We start from the raw sequence: 20175 nt of genomic DNA on the forward strand, positions 1-20175 counted from the left end.
ATTGAAACCATGCAAAAAGTCACCATGTACACCACAGGCTACTGCCCATTCTGCACCCGTGCAGAAATGCTGCTCAAGCAAAAAGGTGTGGCCGAGATTAACAAAATCAGGGTTGATGAAGACCCCACATTGCGTGAGCAGATGATGGCGATCACCCAGCGCCGAACGGTGCCACAGGTTTTCATTGGCGATACCCATGTGGGCGGCTTTGATGACTTGTCCGCACTGGATCGGGCAGGCGGTTTATTGCCTTTATTGAACAGCGAAGCTTAATCGCCTGACTTATTTATAACTGTTTAAAAAATATTGCTTCATTTCATATACGACCTTTAGGAAAAAACATGCCAGAACAAGCACAACAACCCACTTTTGATTTGCGCCGCGTTTACTTAAAAGACGCTTCTTTGGAAATGCCCAACGCGCCTGCTGTTTTTTTAGAAAATGAAGCACCGCAAGTCGCAGTTGAAGTGTCAACCGAAAACCGCCAACTCGACAGCGATGCGTACGAAGTTGAGGTCAGCGTGACATTGACGGCGCGTTTGAATGACAAAGTGTTCTTCTTGGTTGAGGCGAAACAAGCGGGTATTTTTGAAATCAGCAATTTGCCAGAAGACCAATTGCAGCCTGTGTTGCACATCGTTTGTCCATCCATGTTGTATCCTTATTTGCGTGCCAACGTGGCTGATTTACTCACACGCGCCACATTGCCGCCATTGCATTTGACCGAAGTGAATTTTGAACAGTTTTACCAAGATAAAATCGCTGGTGCAGCCACACCAACGGTTCAGTAAATCTTCAATAAGCCTTCAATAAGTATTAAAGGGTGTGTAGAGTGGGTTTTTTAATTGCTGTTAAATGCGGCCAGTCTAAAAAAGCTGATTTACACCCTAGTGTTTCATTTTTTTCAGGGCTTCTCTGTTAAAAACTCCAACTTTAAAGCACGGAAGAGGTGATTTCACTTTTTCCGTTTTTTCTTAGGTACCGATGAAAATAGCTGTTCTTGGGGCGGGCGCTTGGGGCACTGCCTTGGCGTCAGCGTTGGCCGCCCAACACCGTGTCACCCTTTGGGGGCGTGATGAGGTGCTGGTGTCATCTATGGCGCAAACGCACTACAACTCCGCGTATTTACCCAATGCGCGGCTTCACCCGCAGTTGCGCTTCAGCGAACATTTCGACAAAGTTTTGGCCGAACACAGCAGTGCAAATGACCTCATCATCATCGCCACACCGTTGTCTGCATTGCGCAGCATCAGCCATAAAATTGCCGATGCGGGCATTGAGGCATCCTTGGTGTGGCTGTGTAAAGGGGTGGAACGTGGCACGCTGGCTTTGCCGCATCAGATCATGGCCGATGTGTTTGGGGCTGATGCCCCTGTGGGTGCATTGTCGGGTCCTTCTTTTGCAGCTGAGGTCGCCCAACATTTACCCTGCGCGTTGGTGCTTGCCTCGAGCCATGAACGCCTTAACATGGGGTTTGTACAACAACTCAATCAAAGCACTTTACGGATTTATCACAGCACCGATGTCATCGGGGTGGAAATTGGTGGGGCGTTGAAAAACGTCTTGGCCATTGCTGCGGGTGTGTGTGATGGACTTGAGCTGGGCTCAAATGCCCGTGCCGCACTCATCACCCGCGGCATTGCCGAAATGATGCGTTTGGGGCTTGCCTTGGGTGCACAACCGACGACGTTGAGCGGATTGACGGGAGTGGGTGATTTAATTTTAACCGCCACGGGCAACCTGTCACGCAACCGCCGTGTGGGCTTGGCTTTGGGCGCTGGACGATCAATTGCAGACATCACGGCCCATTTAGGTCATGTGGCTGAGGGGGCTTTGTGTGCCCATGCGATGGCGGCTTTGGCGGCGCAGCATGGTGTTGACATGCCCATCACGAAAGCGGTGTGTGCGGTGTTGGATGGCTTGTCACCTGCAGATGCCGTACAGCAATTGCTGACCCGAGAGGCTTCCAGCGAAAACTAAAGGATGTGGGGTGGAGCGAGGGGGATGCTTCTTGGTTCGCTCTATTTGTATTTTTATAATTTCATCTGTTGATTGAAAAAATGCATTGGTTTCACTTCCTTGATTTTTCTGGTTTTTTTGATGACTTGCGTGTGGGGTGCGTGATTAACACGGCACGGCCAATCATCGCTCATCAAACATTGCCATCAAAGAAACTTAAAGAATTCTAAAGACTTAAAGAACTCTAAAATTGAATCACATCCCATTGCAGCCCCGCTTCAACGACCCAACCAAAGTTACAATGATATGGATGCCATCGTGCCCCATTGATCAAAGAATGACACCATGAACTCAACCCAACACGCTGTTTTACTGGTCAATCTGGGTTCGCCCGACGAACCAACCGCCCCTGCCATTGCCCGTTATCTCGCTGAATTTTTGGGGGATCGCCGCGTTGTGGACATCCCTAAATTATTTTGGTGGCCGATTTTACATGGCATCATTTTGCGCACGCGTCCACCCAAGCTGGTTGAGAAATACGCTGCCATTTGGCAAGCCGAAGGCGCGCCTTTGAAAGCCATCACCGCCGCGCAAGCGCGTGCACTTCATGCGCAGATGAATCAAGAGGGTGAAAAGGGCGTCAGCGTATATTGGGCAATGCGCTATCAAAATCCCGCTGTCGCCGATGTTTTGCAACGCATTGTCGCAGATGGTTTCAGTCATGTTCGTGTCATCCCGATGTACCCACAATATTCGATGACCACCACCGCCACGGTGGATGACGCGCTCAAAACAGCGATGGCTCAAAACAAGTTTTCGCTCACTTATGACTTGGTCGAAGACTACCATGCTCATCCAGCATACATTGAGGCGCTCAAAGCCAGCGTGCTCAAACATTGGCAGGCGCATGGTCGCCCGGATTTTGCTGCGGGTGATGTGTTGTTGCTCAGTTTTCACGGTTTACCTGAGCGCAATGTCCAACGCGGTGATCCCTATCAAACACAATGCATTCACACGGCGGAGTTGTTGCGACAAGCACTGGGTTTGACTGAGAATGAAGTGAAACTCTCGTTTCAATCGCGTTTTGGGGCTCAAAAATGGCTGCAACCTTACACACAAACCACACTTGAACGGTTGGCTGACAAAGGCACGCACCGTGTCGACGTGATGTGTCCTGGGTTCGCGGCCGACTGTTTGGAGACTTTGGAAGAGGTGAATATTGAGTTGCGCGAGGTCTTTATGGCACGTGGTGGCGTTGTTTATCATTATTTGCCTTGCTTGAACACTGAGCCTGAACACATCGATTTGTTGCGTGATTTGGCATTGGCTTAACTTTAAGCCCCATACATGCCGCATACAAGGCCTATAAAAATACCGTGCACCATGTAAAACAACGATGCACGGTTAGAGGGAGTCACGATTGTGTGTATGTGTTATTGAGTCACAGCGGGCTGCTCAATCAAAGCACATGAGGTTTTGTCTTTGTTGGCCGCAACAAGCACTGCGGCATTGTTCATGATGGTAAAGCTCGCACCTGAGCCATCAGCGGCACTGTAACTCACACCCTGTTCGGTAGGGACATGGTTCATTTCGACGGTGCTGTTTTCAATTTCTATTAGGCCTTTGGTTTCATCGTTGGTCAACAACAATGGTGTGGCTTTCTCACCGCACAACCAATGGGTGATCGACTTGTTGGGCGTCACCGCCGTTGCTGGCGCTGTAGGTGCTTGGGGTGCAATGGGTGCGCTTGCTTCAGTTGGTGTGGCGGACTGTGTTGCTGCGGGGGCCGTTACCGATGGTGCAGTCGATGGTGCCACTGTTGTTTCTGTGGCGCTGGTTGAAGGGGGGAGGCTGGTGCCTAAAGTTTGCGCTTGTGCGGTGATGGCCATGTGCGCCACCATCAGTGTTGAGAGTATCTGTAAAGACGTTCGCATAAAAACTCCTGTATGGATTGAAAAAATAGAAAGAGTTGGGCAATATATGGCTGAATATTTCTTAAAATCAATGCGCTTGCCCGTGTGGCATTGAGAGTAGCCATAAAGATATATGAATATCCTTAAAGAAATATATCAAATTCTGAACTAATATGCAAGCCTGAAGGACTTTTTATTGCGCGGTCCTGTTTTATGTCTTTTCAAATGCCATCTCATCAACGAAAAAAATCCCGCTGAAGCGGGATTTTTGGTTTGAATGTTTGTTATGTCATGGCTCGATGGGGCTGGGGCCTCTTGCCCTCACACCTTATTTCAATGCATGTTCAACGTCCATGAATGTCCGTGCGACGTCGGCATGGTGCGACAAGCCCAATTGGCGCGCAATCTGTGCTGCAGAGACGATACCACGCACAATCTCATTGCCAGCATCATCCTCTTCTAACACCAGTGTGTGTTGGCGACCTGATTGCTTCAATGTTTGTAACACATGCCCGACTTTTGCATTTTTCAAATCATCATAATGCACAAAAAATAACCGATCACTGGCTGTCATCACATCGTACACGGTGATGTCTTGGTGACGCCCACCGCGCTGTTGTAGAACCTTCATCGGCTTCTCACCTAAAATATCCGTTGCCGTCATGATGCCGATGATCTGACCGCTGTTGTTTGTTACCAATAAGGAGCGAATTCCAAATGAAATCATTTTTGCATTGGCATCATCAATTGAAATATCCGACTGTATGGTGATCGCTGGATGATGGTGGAAATCGGTCATCACCTCTGTCGCGCTGGAGGTGAGGGACACCTCGCTGTGCGCACGCTTGGGTGGTTGTGCGTACACGGCAACACCTTTTAAATTGATTTCAGTCAGGGCGGGGTAATGATCAATGGACATGATGGCCTCTTTTTAAATATGAAATAACGGGCACTGCGACCGCTGTGCCCAAGCAACATCGGAACGTCATGGCATCTCCAGCCACGTAAATATTCTAATCCCAAACACGCCATTCATGTAAAGTGAATTGTAATGAAATGTTATTTTTATGCCATGATATTTCAAAAAACTGAAGTCAAGATGCCGACACACCTTGACACTGAACATCCCTTCACCGATGCAATGGAAGCACACATGAGTACACCCCACATTGCCGTTATCATCCCATGTTATAACGCTGCCGAAACCCTTGCCGAAGCGGTTTACAGCGCACTGATGCAAGTCGCCGTTAGCAGCATTTGGATCATTGACGATCAGTCCACCGACCACAGCCGCAGCATCGCCGAACAACTGACATGCCAATACCCTGAGAAAATTAGGCTCCTCTGCATGCCCACCCGCAGTGGCGCATCCCTCGCACGCAATTGGGCTGCGCTGCATGTCAATGAACCTCACATTGCTTTTCTCGATGCCGACGATGTGTATGAGCGTTACGCCCTTGACGCCCCCGCCCACGCTTTTCGCGCCATGCCCGAACTCGCCGCCATTCGTCTTGCACTCCACCCTCTGGATTGGCCCGAACATTACACCGCACATGAACAATTCGCTCAAGCATGGTGGCGCATCGAAATGCTTGGCGCAGGCAATCTCATCATCAAACGCAATATCTACCTTGCCGCAGGTGGGTTTCCACATGACGATCTCTTTAAACGCTTTGGTGGTGAAGATGTTTCCTTCAATCTTGCCTTATACAACCACAGTCTTACCATTGGCACCCTATTTGATCAACCGGGTGTCCACTACCGTCATAAAAAAGGCAGTCATGGCGAACGCATGCTCAATGCACTCCTTTATGCTCAACAACCCGAACACATCACTGCTGCCGACCTGCAAGCCGCCGATGCCGTCACTGAACGGATTAAGCAAAACCTCCGTGACATTCATCAAGCCCTTGACAATGGCAACGATGGCAAGGTGGTGCCGCTTGTGGTGGTGGAAAAAACACCGTAATGTATGACCTGCTTCAAGCCCAACTCTTAACCCAACTGCTGAAAATTTTCGACTGATGTATGAAATGATGGCACATCTGATCTGGCTCTTAAAAGGGCAACCCATAATAAAAAATCCCGCATTTTCATGCGGGATTTTTTATTTACGCTTCATACTCACTCACAGGTATGCAGCTACAAAACAAATTTCGATCGCCGTACACATTGTCCACCCGAGCCACTGGCGGCCAGTATTTACGGGTGCGCAATGAAGCGACCGGATACGCGGCTTGCTCACGTGGGTAAGCATGTGTCCATTCGTTTGCACACACCACGGCTGCGGTGTGGGGGGCGTGCTTCAAAGGGTTGTCCTCCGCGGGTAATTCACCTGCTTCGACTTGGGCGATTTCGGCACGGATGGTGGCGAAAGCGGTGATGAAACGGTCGAGTTCAGCGAGAGGTTCGGATTCAGTGGGCTCAATCATGAGTGTGCCTGCGACGGGGAAACTCATGGTCGGGGCGTGGAAACCAAAATCCATCAAGCGTTTGGCGATGTCATCAACGGTGATGCCTGCTGTGTCTTTGACGCCGCGCACATCGACGATGCATTCATGGGCAACGAGGCCATTTTCAGCAGTGTAGAGGATCGGGAAGTGCTCAGAGATGCACTTTGCCAAATAGTTGGCCGATAAAATCGCCACTTTTGACGCTTCAGTCAGACCCGCCGCACCCATCATGGCAATGTACATCCATGTGATTGGCAATACGCCTGCGCTGCCGTAAGGCGCAGCTGAAACGGCGCCGATCCCATGTGCATCGCGCTGGTAGCCAATGGCGTTGAGGTTGGGTAGAAATTGTTCCAAATGCGCCGCAACGCAAACAGGACCGATGCCAGGGCCACCACCGCCATGAGGGATGGCGAAGGTTTTGTGCAAGTTCAAATGCGAGACATCACCACCGAATTGGCCTGGGGCACACAGTCCGACCATGGCGTTCATGTTGGCGCCATCAACGTAGACTTGACCGCCGTGGGCGTGTACGGTGTCGCAAATTTCAGTGATGCTTTTCTCAAATACGCCGTGGGTTGATGGGTAGGTGATCATCAAAGCGGCGAGGTTCGCACTGTGTTGCTCGGCTTTGGCTTTCAAATCGGCCACGTCAACGTTGCCGCGTTCATCACAAGCGACCACGACCACACTCATGCCCACCATTGCGGCGGAAGCGGGGTTGGTGCCGTGTGCCGATGAAGGGATGAGGCAAATGTTGCGGTGTGATTCGCCACGACTGGTGTGGTATTTTTGGATGATGAGTAAACCCGCGTATTCGCCTTGTGAACCTGCATTGGGTTGCAAACTGACCGCGGCATAGCCTGTTGCCGCGACCAGCATGGCTTCAACTTCTTGAATCATGGCGCGGTAGCCAACCGTTTGCGAATTGGGTGCGAATGGATGGATTTGTCCAAACTCAGGCCACGTCACGGGCAGCATTTCACTGGTTGCATTGAGCTTCATTGTGCACGAACCAAGCGGGATCATGGTGCGGTCGAGTGCCAAATCTTTGTCCGACAATTCGCGCAAATAGCGCAACATCGCGTGTTCTGAGTGATGCGTGTTGAAAATTGGATGCGTCAAAAATGCACTTTCACGACGCAATGCGGCTGGAATGGTGTCGGCATCGTGGTGCACGGGAACGGCGTCAAACAAGGTGAGCAGGGCATGGACGTCTGCAGCTGTGGTTGTTTCATCGATTGAAATGCCGACGTGCTGCGCATCAATGGCGCGTAAATTCAAACCAGCCACGTGGGCGGCGTGGTGCAATGCCGATGCATCTTTGACTTTGAGTGTCAAGGTGTCGAACCATGTGGTGTTGACCACAGCGACATGGGCTGCGGTCAGTGCCGCGGCGACCGATGAGGTCAAACGGTGCACACGTGCGCCGATTTTTTTCAAACCATCGGGGCCGTGATAGACCGCATACATGCTGGCCATGATCGCCAATAAGGCTTGAGCCGTGCAAATGTTTGAGGTGGCTTTTTCACGACGAATGTGTTGCTCACGGGTTTGCAGTGCGAGACGCAATGCTGGGTTGCCTTGTGCATCAACCGATACCCCGACCAATCGGCCAGGCATGGAGCGTTTGAATGCATCTTTGGTCGCCATGAAGGCGGCATGTGGGCCGCCGAAACCGAACGGCACACCGAAACGTTGCGTGTTGCCAATGACGATGTCCGCACCCCATTCCCCAGGCGATTTGAGTTGAGTTAAAGCGAGCAAATCTGAGCAGGCGATGACCGCTTTGCCTTGTGCGTGCGCTGCCGTCGCGAGTTCGCTGTAATCGTTCAGCGCACCACTGGCCGCAGGGTATTGTACTAAAACGGCGAAGCAGTCATTGGTGATCGCATCGTTCAAATTGGCCGATACGCGCACTTCAATGCCCAGCGGTTTGGCGCGGGTTTGGATGATTTCGAGGGTTTGCGGAAAAATGTCTTCGGAGACATAAAAAATGTCATTTTTTAATTTTGAATTGCGCAATGCGAGCGTCATCGCCTCTGCGGCCGCTGTGGCCTCATCCAGCATGGATGCATTGGCAATGTCCATGCCCGTCAAGTCGATGATCATTTGTTGATAATTCAACAACGCTTCGAGGCGACCTTGTGAAATTTCAGGCTGGTAGGGCGTGTAAGCGGTGTACCATGCTGGGTTTTCCAACACATTGCGCAGGATGACCGCAGGCGTGTGAGTGCCGTAGTAACCTTGGCCAATGAAGCTTTTCAGTACTTTGTTTTGATCGGCGTGTTCGCGCAGGCGAGCAATGGCGGCTTCTTCAGAATAGCCACGGGTGAATTCACCCAAAGCCATGTTGTCACGGCGAATGTTGTCGGGCACAACGGCGGCAATGAACTCATCCAGTGAGCCATAACCCAATGTGTGCAGCATGTGTGATTGATCGGAAATATCAGGCGCGATGTGGCGGGCGGCGAAGGTGGTGCTGGTCATAAGAGTCCCAAAAGTAAAACCTGCTTTTGGGAGACCCAAGCAGCAGGTGGGTGGGTTGTAAACGCGATGGGTTCGCTCGTGTATTGGGCGAACACGTTTTGCCTGGGATGGGTTAAGCACAGCCCCCATCCATTGACTTTTAATTCATCGCTTTGATTTATTCGCCAATATTGGCCGCATAGGCCTCAGCAGTTAACAAGCCATCAACATCGGCCAAATCGGTGGGCTTGATCTTGAACAACCAGCTGTCGTATGGGTTGTTATTGATGTCTTCTGGTGTGTCGGCGATGGCATCGTTGCGTGCCAGCACTGTACCTGCAACAGGCGCATAAATGTCACTTGCGGCTTTGACTGACTCGACGACGGCAACCGCTTCTTCTTTTTCAACTTCACGACCTGCTTCTGGCAACTCGAGGAAAACGATGTCGCCCAAAGCCGCTTGGGCGTGATCAGAAATGCCCACGGTGATCGTGCCATCGGCTTCGACTTTGACCCATTCGTGGCTGGCGGCGTATTTGAGGTTTTGATTGACTGACATGTGAAGTCCTTTTATGAAGTGGTGAGAGTAGAGATTGCGTTTACAAATCCATCATTCCCGTGTAAACGGGAATCCAGAGGGGCGCAAAGTGCACTGTTAATGCCAATGTGGTTAACCGTGGTCAATACATGTGAACATTTGACTGGATTCCAGCTCACGTCGGAGTGACGGGCATGGTCATGATTTTAAACCAAAACTTTGCCATTGCGTACGAACGGCAGTTTGACAACTTTTGCATTGAGTTTTTTATCGCGGATGATGACTTGAACGGTGTCACCGATTTCGACGCCGACGGGTACACGAGCGAATGCGATGGACTGTTGCATGGTGGGGCTGAATGTACCGCTGGTGGTTTCGCCCTCGCCATGCACTGTTTCAACGGTTTGATGGCTGCGTAAAACGCCTTTGTCCAATAAAACCAAGCCGACGAGTTGTGCTGATTGGCTGAGGGCTGATTTGCCGATGAAATCGCGCTCGCTGACCAAGTCAACCGTCCATGCCAAACCTGCGTTGAGCGGGTTGATGTTTTCATCCATGTCTTGACCGTACAAATTCATTCCTGCCTCTAAACGCAGTGTATCGCGTGCACCGAGGCCTGCGGGGCGAACACCGTTGGCGGTCAGTTGAGTCCACACATCGGCCGCGATGGTCGCAGGAACAGCGATTTCAAAACCATCTTCACCCGTATAACCCGTGCGAGCCACCATCCATTCGCCGCCATCGTGTTCAATGCGTGCGGTATTGAACGGTTTGAGGGGTTCGGATGGTGCTTGTGTGAATGGAAATGTTGCCCATACTTTGGCACGTGCGTTGGGGCCTTGTACGGCGATCAGGGCAAAGTCTGGGCGGGGTTCGATGACCAAGCCAAACTGACCTTCAGCATTTTGTGCATTTAACCATTCGATGTCTTTATCGGCGGTGCCTGCATTGACCACGAGGCGGAAAAAGTCCTCGCTGAAATAATAAACGATCAAATCATCAATCACGCCACCATTAGGGCGCAACATGCACGAATACAGCGCTTTGCCTGCGATTTGCAACTTATCGACGTTGTTGGCCAAAACATAGCGTAAAAAATCGCGAACTTTATCACCTGTGATGTCCACGACGCGCATGTGTGAGACGTCAAACATGCCCGCATCGCTGCGGACAGTGTGGTGTTCTTCGATTTGAGAGCCATAATTGACGGGCATGTCCCAGCCGCCAAAATCGACCATGCGCGCTTGAGCGGCAATGTGAGTGGAGTGTAAAACGGTGTGTTTTAAAGTCATGGTGGTGCATCCCGGGAAAGCCACGCGGTGTGCTGTGGCTTGTGAATAAAGTCCCGTTCTGTCCTTGATACCTGAGAGATTGTGGCAAAGTCTGTTCTTTGCGCGCCCCTTCGGTGGTCAGCGCGTGCTGACGCTCTCCAGAATGATATGAATCTGTTCGATAGTCCTTTTGCCTGAGAGTTTTTGGGAATTCACCTTCGGCGACTGTGGGTCAGATTGACCCGACAATGCTCTCCTAACGAACGGTGTCACTTTACGGGGAAAGCGAAGCGATGTCAAATGAAGATTGAGTTGAGCGCAACAGCAAACCGTCATTTTTGAGGTGTTTTAAATGCAATGTTTTGAGATGGAAAACAAGCGCCGCACATCTTTTATGAGGCAAATGTGGTGAGTGATGTATTGAGTTTTCAGTGTTTCAGCGTGTTTGCCAATTGTTTAAATGAAGCAATCAGGATCTGGCTCACCCCTCATTAAAGCCACGAATGAACTGAGGATTTCACTTCGTGTAAATCATCATGCGTCAGGACTTTAATTGAGCTCTTTTAGGATTTACAATGAATCATCAAAAACAGGTGAAAATGTATAAAAAATCATGTACGATTAAACGAATGTCGTATAAAAACACACATCGTACTCGTATTTTAATTGAAACTCGGCGAAATGCACTCGATAGTCGTCGAACACATAAGGGGTCGCACATGAATAACAAACACATCTTATTGGCTTCAGCGTTCACTGCTTTAACTTTGGCGGCATGTGGTGCCAAAGACAAACCCAAGGACGCTGCAGCACCCGCTGCCGCAGATGCGAAAACAGAAGCCAAAGCGGACTCAACAGGCGGTCCAGCGATCATTTTTGATGCGGGTGGTAAGTTTGATAAATCGTTCAATGAGTCCGCTTACAACGGTGCAGAAGCTTTCAAAAAAGATACGGGTAAAAGTTACATGGATTTTGAGTTGAAAAATCCAACTGAGCTTGAAGGTGTATTGCGTAAAATGGCGCAGCGCGGCGGTAACCCAATTGTAACCATGGGTTTCAACAGCGCAGAAGCCTTGGATAAAATCGCCAAAGAATTGCCCAAATCAAATTTTGTGATCGTGGATTCTGAAGTCAAACAGCCCAATGTCAAATCGGTACAATTCCGCGAACAAGAAGGTTCTTTCTTGGTTGGTGCATTGGCAGCGATGAAGTCTGCGTCTGGTAAAGTGGGTTTCGTTGGCGGCATGGACATCCCCGTGATTCGCAAATTCTCGTGTGGCTACGAACAAGGCGCGAAATACGCCAATCCAAAAGCTGAAGTCATCAAAAGCACGGTCGGTACAACGGGTGAGGCATGGAACAACCCAACCAAAGGTGGCGAATTGGCAAAAGCACAGTTTGACCGTGGTGTGGATGTGATTTTTGCAGCAGCAGGTGGCACGGGCAATGGCGTGTATCAAGCGGCAAAAGACAATAAAAAATTCGCAATTGGTGTGGACAGCAACCAAAACTACCTGTTCCCAGGCACGATGCTGACTTCGATGGTCAAACGCGTGGACGTGGCGGTGAAAAATGCATTCACCGAAGCGGCAGCAGGGCAGTTCAAAACCGGCCCTGTGTCCTTGGGCTTGGCTGAAAACGGTGTGGATTGGGCGGATGACGAGCACAATAAAGCGTTGATTACCGACGACATGCGCACCAAAGTGGCTCAGATCAAAAAAGACATCATCGAAGGCAAAATCAAAGTGGCTTGCGATGGTAAATAAATAACACAACCAATGTCATCAAAATGCCCGTCATGTTGTGCGGGCATCCGTTGATAAAAAAGTAGGCAAGGTTTTCTCTCTTTAAACGTTGAGAGTTGACCTTTACTGTACTGCATTAACACTCCAAAATAGACGGTCATCGCTGTCCTCAATACCATATTAAAACTCTTAAAAATTGGAGATGCCGATGTCCAATGCACAAGAAGGCACATCATCAGCACCCTTGGCGGTTGAACTGCGTCACATCAATAAACGTTTTGGCAGTGTGTGGGCCAACCAAGACATTGATTTAGCCATTCCCAAAGGCACCATTCACGGCATCATTGGTGAAAATGGCGCAGGCAAGTCAACACTCATGTCCGTGCTCTATGGCTTTTATGAAGCCGATTCAGGTGAGATTTTGATTGATGGGCAAGTCGTTAAAATGACCAACGCCATGCAAGCGATTGCGCATGGTGTGGGCATGGTGCATCAACACTTCATGTTGGTTGAGCCTTTGACAGCATTGGAAAATATTTTGTTGGGTGCGGAAGATTCATGGTCTCTGAATGTCTCAAAATCCAAAGCCCGCAAGCGACTGGAAGATATTTCAAAACAATTTGGATTGGAAGTGCCGCTGGATGAAACCGTTGGTGAATTGGCGGTCGGTGTGCAGCAGCGGGTCGAAATTCTCAAAGCCTTGTATCGTCAGGCAAAAATTCTGATTCTTGATGAGCCTACGGGCGTGCTCACGCCGCAAGAGGCCGATCAATTGTTCGATGTGTTGCGCGATTTGCGAGCACAAGGTGTGACCGTGCTCATCATCACGCATAAATTACGTGAAATCATGGATGTGACTGACAATATTTCCATCATGCGGGGTGGCAAAATGGTCACGCATCGAAAAACCAGTGAAACCAATGCAGAAGAGCTGGCTGAATTGATGGTCGGTCGTCCTGTGGCCAAAGATTTACCCAAAGGCAATCCAAATCAATCTCAAGTGTATCTGTCGGTTAAAAACCTGTCATACACCGATGCCAAAGGGTTGAAACGCTTAAAAAATGTGTCATTCGATTTGCATGCCGGTGAAATCGTTGGTCTGGCGGGGGTCTCGGGCAATGGGCAAACTGAATTGTTAAAAATCCTCGCGGGTGAGCTGCGTGGTGACCATGATGGTGTGGGCATGATTGATTTTGTCGCGGATGGTCAACCCGCTTACAATTGCAAAACATGGCCCACACCAAAGGCGTTGCGTGTTGTGGGCGTGGCACACATTCCAGAGGATCGCTTGGGGCAAGGTTTGATCAAAAATTTCAGCATGGCGGAGTCAGCCATTTTGGGTTATCACCATGATGCATCGCTTGGCTCCCGTTGGTCTCTCAGTGTGCAAAAGGTGCATGATGCTGCGTTGAGCTTGATTAAAGCGTTTGATGTGCGTCCCAATTTACCTGAAATCCGTTCCGCCAATATGTCGGGCGGTAATCAACAAAAGCTCATCATTGCTCGTGAAATGACGCGTCGACCCAAGGTGTTGTTGGTGGGTCAGCCGACACGGGGTGTGGATATTGGTGCGATTGAATTGATTTATAAAGAGCTGATCAAAGCCCGCGATGCGGGGGCAGCCATTTTGATGGTTTCAGTTGAGTTGGATGAGGTGCTGACCCTGTCGGATCGCATATTGGTCATGAATCAAGGGCAATTGACCGGTGAGCTGAGTGGCGGCCAAGGTGCAGATCCTCGGACGATTGGCATGATGATGGCGAGCACAGACCGTATGGATGATAAGAATAAAAAAGGAGGTCAATGATGGCAGAGCAAAAGCAAGTTAAAGCCAATTCACCTCAAAGCATGCCGTTGAACATGCCGTTGTGGTTGACTGGTTTTGGCATCCCGTTGGTGCAGCTGGTTTTGGCTTTTGGTTTGGCATCGTTGTTGGTGTTGTCGATTGGGCAAAATCCATTGCATGTGTTGGATGTGTTGGTGCGCGGTGCATTTAATTTGGATACGGGGTTGCCATCGACTTTGTACAATGCCACGTCTTTGATTTTCACGGGTTTGGCGGTGGTGGTGGCGTTTCATGCGGGATTGTTTAATATTGGTGGTGAAGGGCAAGCCTATTTTGCAGGGTTGGGTGTGACTTTGGCATGTTTGGCATTGGGGTCTTTTTTACCCGCACCATTGATGTTTGTTGTGGCCATTATCGCGGCTTTGGTTTTTGGTGGGCTGTACGGCTTTATCCCTGGGGTGCTCCAAGCGAAACGGGGTGCGCACGTGGTGGTGACGACGATCATGTTGAACTACATCGTGTTTGCATTCATGAATTATGCGATGCGTTTTTGGTTATCGAAAAGTGAGGGTTCGACGGATTCAGATAATTTTGCGGTCAACTCGGTGCTGCCGCGTCTGGCTGATATGATGCCGTTTCTTGGTTTTTCGGACACGCCGTTGAATTTTTCATTTTTCTTGGCTTTGGCCACGGCCGCGTTGGTGTGGTGGTTGATTTGGCGTTCACGCTTGGGTTATGAGATCCGAGTGGTTGGCCAGAATCCACAAGCCGCAGGCTATGCCGGTATTTCAGTGTCGCGTATCACCATCATTGCAATGGTCATCTCAGGTGCACTTGCGGGCTTGATGGCGGTCAATGTGGTGTACGGTGCACAAGGTCGATTGAGTTTGTCGTTTACCTCAGGCGTTGGTTTTATGGGCATCGCCGTGGCTTTAATGGGTAGAAATCACCCTGTAGGTGTGGTGTTGTCCGCATTGCTGTTTGGTGCGTTGGCGCAAGGCGGCTCGGAAATGCAATTTGATTTGCCTGAGATCAGCCCTGAGTTCAATGTGGTGATCCAAGGGTTGATTATTTTCTTTGTGGCGGCGTTGGATGGTTTGGTTCGCAAGCCGATTGAGGGGTGGTATCAAAAAATACGGGGTGGGGCATGAATGACTTAATCGTAACCATTGCCAATGTCATGGGAAGTGGTCTGCGTCAGGCTGTGCCCATGATTTTGGTTGCCATGGGGGGCTTGATTGCAGAGCGTTCAGGCACGGTGGACATTGGCTTGGAGGGTAAATTGCTCATGTCTGCTTTTGCGGGGGCTGCGGTTGCCAGTTTGTCGGGCTCGGTGCCACTGGCGGTGCTGGCTGCGGTGTTGACCTCTGTTGTGTTCTCAATGCTGCATGGTTTTGCCACCATCAGTCAAAAAGGCGATCACGTGGTGTCTGGCTTGGCGATCAATGTGTTGGCTTCAGGGCTAACTTTGGTGTTGGGGCAGGCGTGGTTTCAAAAGGGTGGACAAACCCCGCTGTTGCCTGATGAGCTGCGCTTTAAACCGATTGTTTTGCCTGGGGTGGAGGCTTTACACAACGTACCCGTGATTGGGCCTTTTTATGAAAAAGTCATTTCAGGGCACAATGTTTTCACATACATTGCGGTCGCATCGGTGTTTTTGACGGCTTTTTTGCTGTATCGCACACGCTTGGGTTTGCGTATTCGTGCGGTCGGCGAAGAGCCCAATGCGGTTGATACCGCAGGTTTGTCGGTGGTGCGCTTGCGTTATTTGGCTTTGGTTTATACGGGCATCATGTGCGGTTTGGCGGGTGTGGCGCTTTCAATGGCGCAAAATGGTGGCTTTGTGCGTGACATGAGTGCGGGCATGGGCTTTATGGCGTTGGCGGCCGTGATTTTTGGTAAATGGAAGCCTTGGCCTGCATTTTGGGCGTGTTTGTTGTTTGGCTTGCTGGGTGCGCTGTCGGATCGCTTACAAGGCGTGCCCATGTTTGGTCTGAAAGAAATTCCATCGCAGGTGTTCAGTGCCATGCCGTATGTGTTGACCATTGTGTTGCTGGCCAGCTTTGTCGGTCAAGCGGTTGCGCCCAAAGCGGTGGGTCGTCCTTATGTGAAAGAACGTTAATGCATACTGTTTTGAATTTTGGCTCAATTAATATTGACCATGTTTATCAAGTGGATCATTTTGTGCAACCAGGTGAAACCTCATCCAGCTTGGCGTACAGCAAAGGCTTGGGTGGCAAAGGTTTGAACCAAACCATTGCAATACAGCGTGCAGGTGCTCGTGTGATGCATGTGGGTCATGTGGGCGCGGATGATGCGTGGCTGATGCAAGAATTGATCGCATTGGGTTTGAACATGGATGCGATTGTGGGCGTGAATGAAGCGACGGGTCATGCCATCATTCAAGTCAACCGTGAAGGGGAGAACTGCATTCTTTTACATGCAGGGGCAAACCATTGCATGACCGAAATGGAGATCAATGCGTTGTTGGGGGATACCGAGGTCGAGTGGGTGTTGTTGCAGAACGAGACCAACGCGATTGACATCATCATGCGTGCCGCACATGACCATGGTAAAAAAATCATGTTTAATCCAGCGCCTTGCCATGCGGGATTGGCGGCTTTGCCTTTGGCGTATGTGCACACTTTGGTGGTCAATGAGGTTGAAGCGGCGCAATTGTCGGGTGAAGAAAACATTGAGCGTGCATTGGGTGTTTTACGCACCCAATGCGACAATGTGGTACTCACTCTGGGTGCGGATGGTGTGCGCTACTCAGGCGAGGCGGGGGGCTTTAGCGTGGCAGCACAAAAGGTTGAAGTGGTTGACACCACCGCTGCTGGCGACACATTCATTGGTTATTATTTGGCAAGCATCGCTGCTGGTATGGCGGTTGAGCAGGCTTTGATTCGCGCGACAAAAGCGGCCGCGATTACGGTGACGCGATTGGGGGCGGTGTCAGCGATCCCTGTCGCATCGGAAGTGATTTAAGAAAAAGACACTGTAAAAACTTGTTTTTTTTGTGATGGGCGTTGGTGTTTCTGTGAAGACAAATCAACACAAATAAACCCTCCAAAGTATTGTGAGTGAATCAATTCCTTTTAGGTTCTTCCCGTATTTAATCGACCCATCTAGGAAAGCAAACGTGTTTCGTATTCTTTTAAAAATATTTAAGGATTATTATGAATCAAAAAACCAAAATCATCATTGACACGGATCCAGGCGTGGACGACGCATTGGCTATTGCGTTTGCTGCGTTACACCCTGATTTAGAATTGCTTGGCCTGACCACAGTGTTTGGCAATGTGTCAGTTGATCAATCAACGGTCAATGCAGGCTATTTGGTGGATTTGTTGAACATCAAACATGTCCCTGTGGCAAAAGGTGAGGCTGTGCCTTCAGTGCAAGCACCGCACGGTTTTCCTGATTTTGTGCATGGTAAAAATGGTTTTGGCGACATCGAGGTGAGTTACCCCAGTGATTTCAAACCGCATGCCTTGAGTGCGGCGGACTTTATCATCAAAACCATTCATGAACACCCAAATGAAGTGGTGCTCGTGCCGATTGGACCTTTAACCAATATCGCATTGGCGTTGAAAAAAGACCCATCCATTGCACACAAAGTAAAAGAAGTGGTCATCATGGGCGGTGCGGCCCATGAGAAAGGCAATGTCTCGCCTGCTGCTGAAGCGAATATCTGGAATGACCCGCACGCGGCACAAATTGTCTTTGAAGCACCGTGGAAAATCGTCATGGTGGGCTTGGATGTGACGTGGAAAACCATTATGCCCGATGAGCCGATGGCGCGGATTGCTGAAAAATCACCTGTGGTGGGTGGTTTTTTGAAAAAGATCTGCGAATTTTATGCAAATTTTTACCGTAATGTGGCGGGGTTTGATGGCTTTTCTGTGCATGATCCAGCGACCGTGATGTATGTGACCAATCCAGAACTGTTCACCACAGAGCAAGGCCAAATTGAAGTGGTACAAAGTGGTGCTGGTGCAGGCAAGACTTTTTTTGCACCCAAAGGCCAGATTTATGCTGAAGATTACTGGTCAAAACGTGACAATGTGCATGTGTGTCTGGCTGTCGATAAAACGGGTGTGCTGACACTGATCGAAAACATTCTGAGTACTTCACTGTGATTGGGTGCAGACGTCATCTGTAGGAGGCTGATATGGCAATTTCAGTGATTGATTATCGCAGTCCAACTGCTGCGGCAGATTTTGCTGCATCACTGCATGAAACTGGATTTGGTGTGTTGATCAATCACCCCATCCCTGAACCATTGGTGCGCAGCATCTTTGAACGCTGGTTGGATTTTTTTCAAAACGGCAATAAAGAGGGGTTGGGGTTCAGCTCAGAGCGGTTTGATGGTTATTTTTCAACTGCTGTATCTGAAACAGCCAAAGGCGAAACAGTTAAGGATTTTAAAGAGTTTTACCATGTTTATCCGTGGGGGCGTGTACCAGAGCATTTGCGCGCAGAGGCCATGGATTATTACGCTCAAGCCAGTGCCTTGGCCGCAGAATTGTTGTCATGGGTGGAGCTATACACGCCACCAGACATCAGCCCGTTTTACAGTCAACCGTTATCGAGCATGATTGAAGGTTCGCAGCAAACATTGTTACGGGTTTTGCATTACCCTCCCCTGACTGGGGATGAGCCTGAGGGTTCAGTGCGTGCAGCCGCACACGGTGATATTAATTTACTCACCGTGTTGCCTGCGGCCAATGCACCCGGTTTGCAAGTGTTGGCCAAGGATGGCACTTGGATGGATGTGCCTTGTGATTTTGGCATGTTGATCATTAACATTGGAGACATGTTACAAGAGGCATCGCGAGGTTATTATCCAAGCACCATTCATCGGGTGGTGAATCCAACCGAATCCAAGTTCAATGTCAGTCGAGTGTCTTTGCCTCTGTTTTTGCACCCAAAAGGGGATGTGGTTTTGTCCGAGCGTTATACGGCCAAGTCATATTTGGCTGAACGCCTTCAAGAGCTGGGCATGAAAAAGTAGTCGGATGTGTCATATAAAAGTAACAAATGCAACACTATGTGAATTTTTAAGGTGATTAGCCATTTAAAATGAACACCTGTTCGACAAAACCCTATGACCAACCCGCGCTTGCTGGTAAAATGGTCGCTTGATTTTTTACGCGGTCGATGTGATTCACTCACGCCGTGACCGTGCTTAAGGAGTGGATGTTGAGTCCTCTGGTGAAAACTATACAATCTCATGTGAATGACAGCCCCGCTGTGACTGGACGTCATGGTTTAGCTGAGTCTGTCACGGTCAGCTGGGCCACCACTCAGGCTGAGGTTGAAGAAGTGCAACGTTTGCGTTACCAAGTGTTCTCAGATGAGTTAGGTGTGCAGTTGTCGGGTCAAAATGGGCTTGATGAAGACAAATTTGACCCTTATGTTGAGCATGTCTACGTGCGGGACAACAAAACTGGTAAAGTGGTGGGTACATACCGCGCGTTGACGCCGGCCAGTGCCGCTCAAATTGGTTTGTATGCAGATCAAGAGTTTGACATCAGTGATTTATTGCGTGACCGAGATCAGCTGTTGGAGGTTGGCCGCGCTTGTGTGCATAAAGACTATCGCAATGGCACTGTGTTGATGACTTTGTGGAAGGCACTTTTACAATTTGCCGCGAAAAATAAGTTTGAGTTGATTTTGGGATGCACCAGTGTCCCGGTTTCTTCAAATACCCCAGCCATTGCCGACATACAACAGTTGTTAATCGATGCAGGTGCGATGAGTGACGATTATGTTGTTACACCTCGAAATCCCCTTGTTGATGCGATGCAGCCCACCGTTCATGCGGATGTTAAAAAAGCGTTGCCCCCTTTGGTTAAAGGCTATTTGCGCTTGGGGGCTAAGTTCTGTGGTGAACCCAGTTATGATCCTGATTTTCAAACAGCCGATTACTTGACCATTTTGCGCTTATCCAGCGTGTCATCTCGTTATGTGAAACATTTTGATTTGGCTTAATGTGTTTTAAGCTTTGTGTTTTAAATAAAAAAAGCGAGCTTTTG

Annotated in this window: 18 protein-coding genes and 2 riboswitches; of the genes, 13 read left to right on the forward strand and 5 right to left on the reverse strand. The window is 49.6% G+C overall.

Annotated elements, in window-relative coordinates:
• Window positions 1-9 precede the first annotated feature (9 nt).
• The 4 genes from grxC to hemH all read left to right on the forward strand — a co-directional run bounded on the left by grxC (window position 10) and on the right by hemH (window position 3291).
• Window positions 10-273 (forward strand): glutaredoxin 3, encoded by a 264-nt coding sequence (gene grxC / locus DTO96_RS04560; protein ID WP_114562413.1) that lies wholly within the window; start codon window positions 10-12, stop codon window positions 271-273.
• A 68-nt stretch (window positions 274-341) separates the two neighbouring features.
• The gene (gene secB, locus DTO96_RS04565) at window positions 342-791 is read left to right on the forward strand and encodes a protein-export chaperone SecB (protein ID WP_114562414.1); all 450 of its coding nucleotides are present in this window, start codon (window positions 342-344) and stop codon (window positions 789-791) included.
• Window positions 792-984: 193 nt separating this feature from the next.
• Window positions 985-1980, forward strand: coding sequence for an NAD(P)H-dependent glycerol-3-phosphate dehydrogenase (locus DTO96_RS04570; RefSeq protein WP_114562415.1), 996 nt, complete (start codon window positions 985-987; stop codon window positions 1978-1980).
• Between the two features lie 324 nt (window positions 1981-2304).
• Window positions 2305-3291: a ferrochelatase gene (gene hemH / locus DTO96_RS04575; protein WP_114562416.1), complete on the forward strand. Its 987-nt coding sequence runs from the start codon at window positions 2305-2307 to the stop codon at window positions 3289-3291.
• Window positions 3292-3392: 101 nt separating this feature from the next.
• On the opposite strand, the gene DTO96_RS04580 is transcribed toward hemH, so the two are convergent.
• Both DTO96_RS04580 and DTO96_RS04585 read right to left on the reverse strand, forming a co-directional pair.
• Window positions 3393-3893 (reverse strand): hypothetical protein, encoded by a 501-nt coding sequence (locus DTO96_RS04580; RefSeq protein WP_114562417.1) that lies wholly within the window; start codon window positions 3891-3893, stop codon window positions 3393-3395.
• A 307-nt stretch (window positions 3894-4200) separates the two neighbouring features.
• Window positions 4201-4791, reverse strand: coding sequence for a CBS domain-containing protein (locus DTO96_RS04585; protein WP_114562418.1), 591 nt, complete (start codon window positions 4789-4791; stop codon window positions 4201-4203).
• A 234-nt stretch (window positions 4792-5025) separates the two neighbouring features.
• Here DTO96_RS04585 and DTO96_RS04590 point away from each other — a divergent pair, with 234 nt between their 5' ends.
• A complete protein-coding gene (locus DTO96_RS04590; protein WP_157964323.1) occupies window positions 5026-5841 on the forward strand; it encodes a glycosyltransferase family 2 protein in 816 nt (271 codons plus the stop codon).
• 142 nt (window positions 5842-5983) lie between these two features.
• Here the strand turns inward: DTO96_RS04590 and gcvP are convergent, their stop codons facing one another.
• From gcvP to gcvT, 3 genes are all read right to left on the reverse strand, one after another.
• The gene (gene gcvP, locus DTO96_RS04595) at window positions 5984-8815 is read right to left on the reverse strand and encodes an aminomethyl-transferring glycine dehydrogenase (RefSeq protein WP_114562420.1); all 2832 of its coding nucleotides are present in this window, start codon (window positions 8813-8815) and stop codon (window positions 5984-5986) included.
• Window positions 8816-8972: 157 nt separating this feature from the next.
• The gene (gene gcvH / locus DTO96_RS04600) at window positions 8973-9353 is read right to left on the reverse strand and encodes a glycine cleavage system protein GcvH (RefSeq protein ID WP_114562421.1); all 381 of its coding nucleotides are present in this window, start codon (window positions 9351-9353) and stop codon (window positions 8973-8975) included.
• 185 nt (window positions 9354-9538) lie between these two features.
• Window positions 9539-10624: a glycine cleavage system aminomethyltransferase GcvT gene (gene gcvT / locus DTO96_RS04605; RefSeq protein ID WP_114563922.1), complete on the reverse strand. Its 1086-nt coding sequence runs from the start codon at window positions 10622-10624 to the stop codon at window positions 9539-9541.
• A 48-nt stretch (window positions 10625-10672) separates the two neighbouring features.
• Window positions 10673-10775, reverse strand: a riboswitch (glycine riboswitch).
• Window positions 10776-10872, reverse strand: a riboswitch (glycine riboswitch). It lies immediately after the preceding riboswitch.
• 450 nt (window positions 10873-11322) lie between these two features.
• On the opposite strand from gcvT, the gene DTO96_RS04610 reads away from it, so the two are divergent.
• From DTO96_RS04610 to DTO96_RS04645, 8 genes are all read left to right on the forward strand, one after another.
• Window positions 11323-12369: a BMP family lipoprotein gene (locus DTO96_RS04610; RefSeq protein WP_114562422.1), complete on the forward strand. Its 1047-nt coding sequence runs from the start codon at window positions 11323-11325 to the stop codon at window positions 12367-12369.
• A gap of 187 nt (window positions 12370-12556) precedes the next feature.
• Window positions 12557-14155, forward strand: coding sequence for an ABC transporter ATP-binding protein (locus DTO96_RS04615; RefSeq protein ID WP_225972560.1), 1599 nt, complete (start codon window positions 12557-12559; stop codon window positions 14153-14155).
• Entirely contained in the window at window positions 14152-15285 is a 1134-nt protein-coding gene (locus tag DTO96_RS04620) for an ABC transporter permease (protein WP_225972561.1), read from the forward strand. Before DTO96_RS04615 ends, DTO96_RS04620 begins: the two co-directional genes overlap by 4 nt.
• Window positions 15282-16256, forward strand: a complete 975-nt coding sequence (locus tag DTO96_RS04625; RefSeq protein ID WP_114562424.1) for an ABC transporter permease — start codon at window positions 15282-15284, stop codon at window positions 16254-16256. Before DTO96_RS04620 ends, DTO96_RS04625 begins: the two co-directional genes overlap by 4 nt.
• Complete coding sequence (locus DTO96_RS04630) at window positions 16256-17122, forward strand: ribokinase (protein ID WP_114562425.1); 867 nt, start codon at window positions 16256-16258, stop codon at window positions 17120-17122. Before DTO96_RS04625 ends, DTO96_RS04630 begins: the two co-directional genes overlap by 1 nt.
• A 191-nt stretch (window positions 17123-17313) precedes the next feature.
• Window positions 17314-18276 (forward strand): nucleoside hydrolase, encoded by a 963-nt coding sequence (locus tag DTO96_RS04635; RefSeq protein WP_114562426.1) that lies wholly within the window; start codon window positions 17314-17316, stop codon window positions 18274-18276.
• A gap of 32 nt (window positions 18277-18308) precedes the next feature.
• Window positions 18309-19151 carry an isopenicillin N synthase family dioxygenase gene (locus tag DTO96_RS04640; RefSeq protein ID WP_114562427.1) on the forward strand — a complete coding sequence of 281 codons (843 nt, stop codon included), beginning with the start codon at window positions 18309-18311 and terminating at the stop codon, window positions 19149-19151.
• A 200-nt stretch (window positions 19152-19351) separates the two neighbouring features.
• Entirely contained in the window at window positions 19352-20131 is a 780-nt protein-coding gene (locus DTO96_RS04645; protein ID WP_192879018.1) for a GNAT family N-acetyltransferase, read from the forward strand.
• Window positions 20132-20175 lie beyond the last annotated feature (44 nt).

It is taken from the genome of Ephemeroptericola cinctiostellae, assembly GCF_003339525.1.
Classification (GTDB): domain Bacteria; phylum Pseudomonadota; class Gammaproteobacteria; order Burkholderiales; family Burkholderiaceae; genus Hydromonas; species Hydromonas cinctiostellae.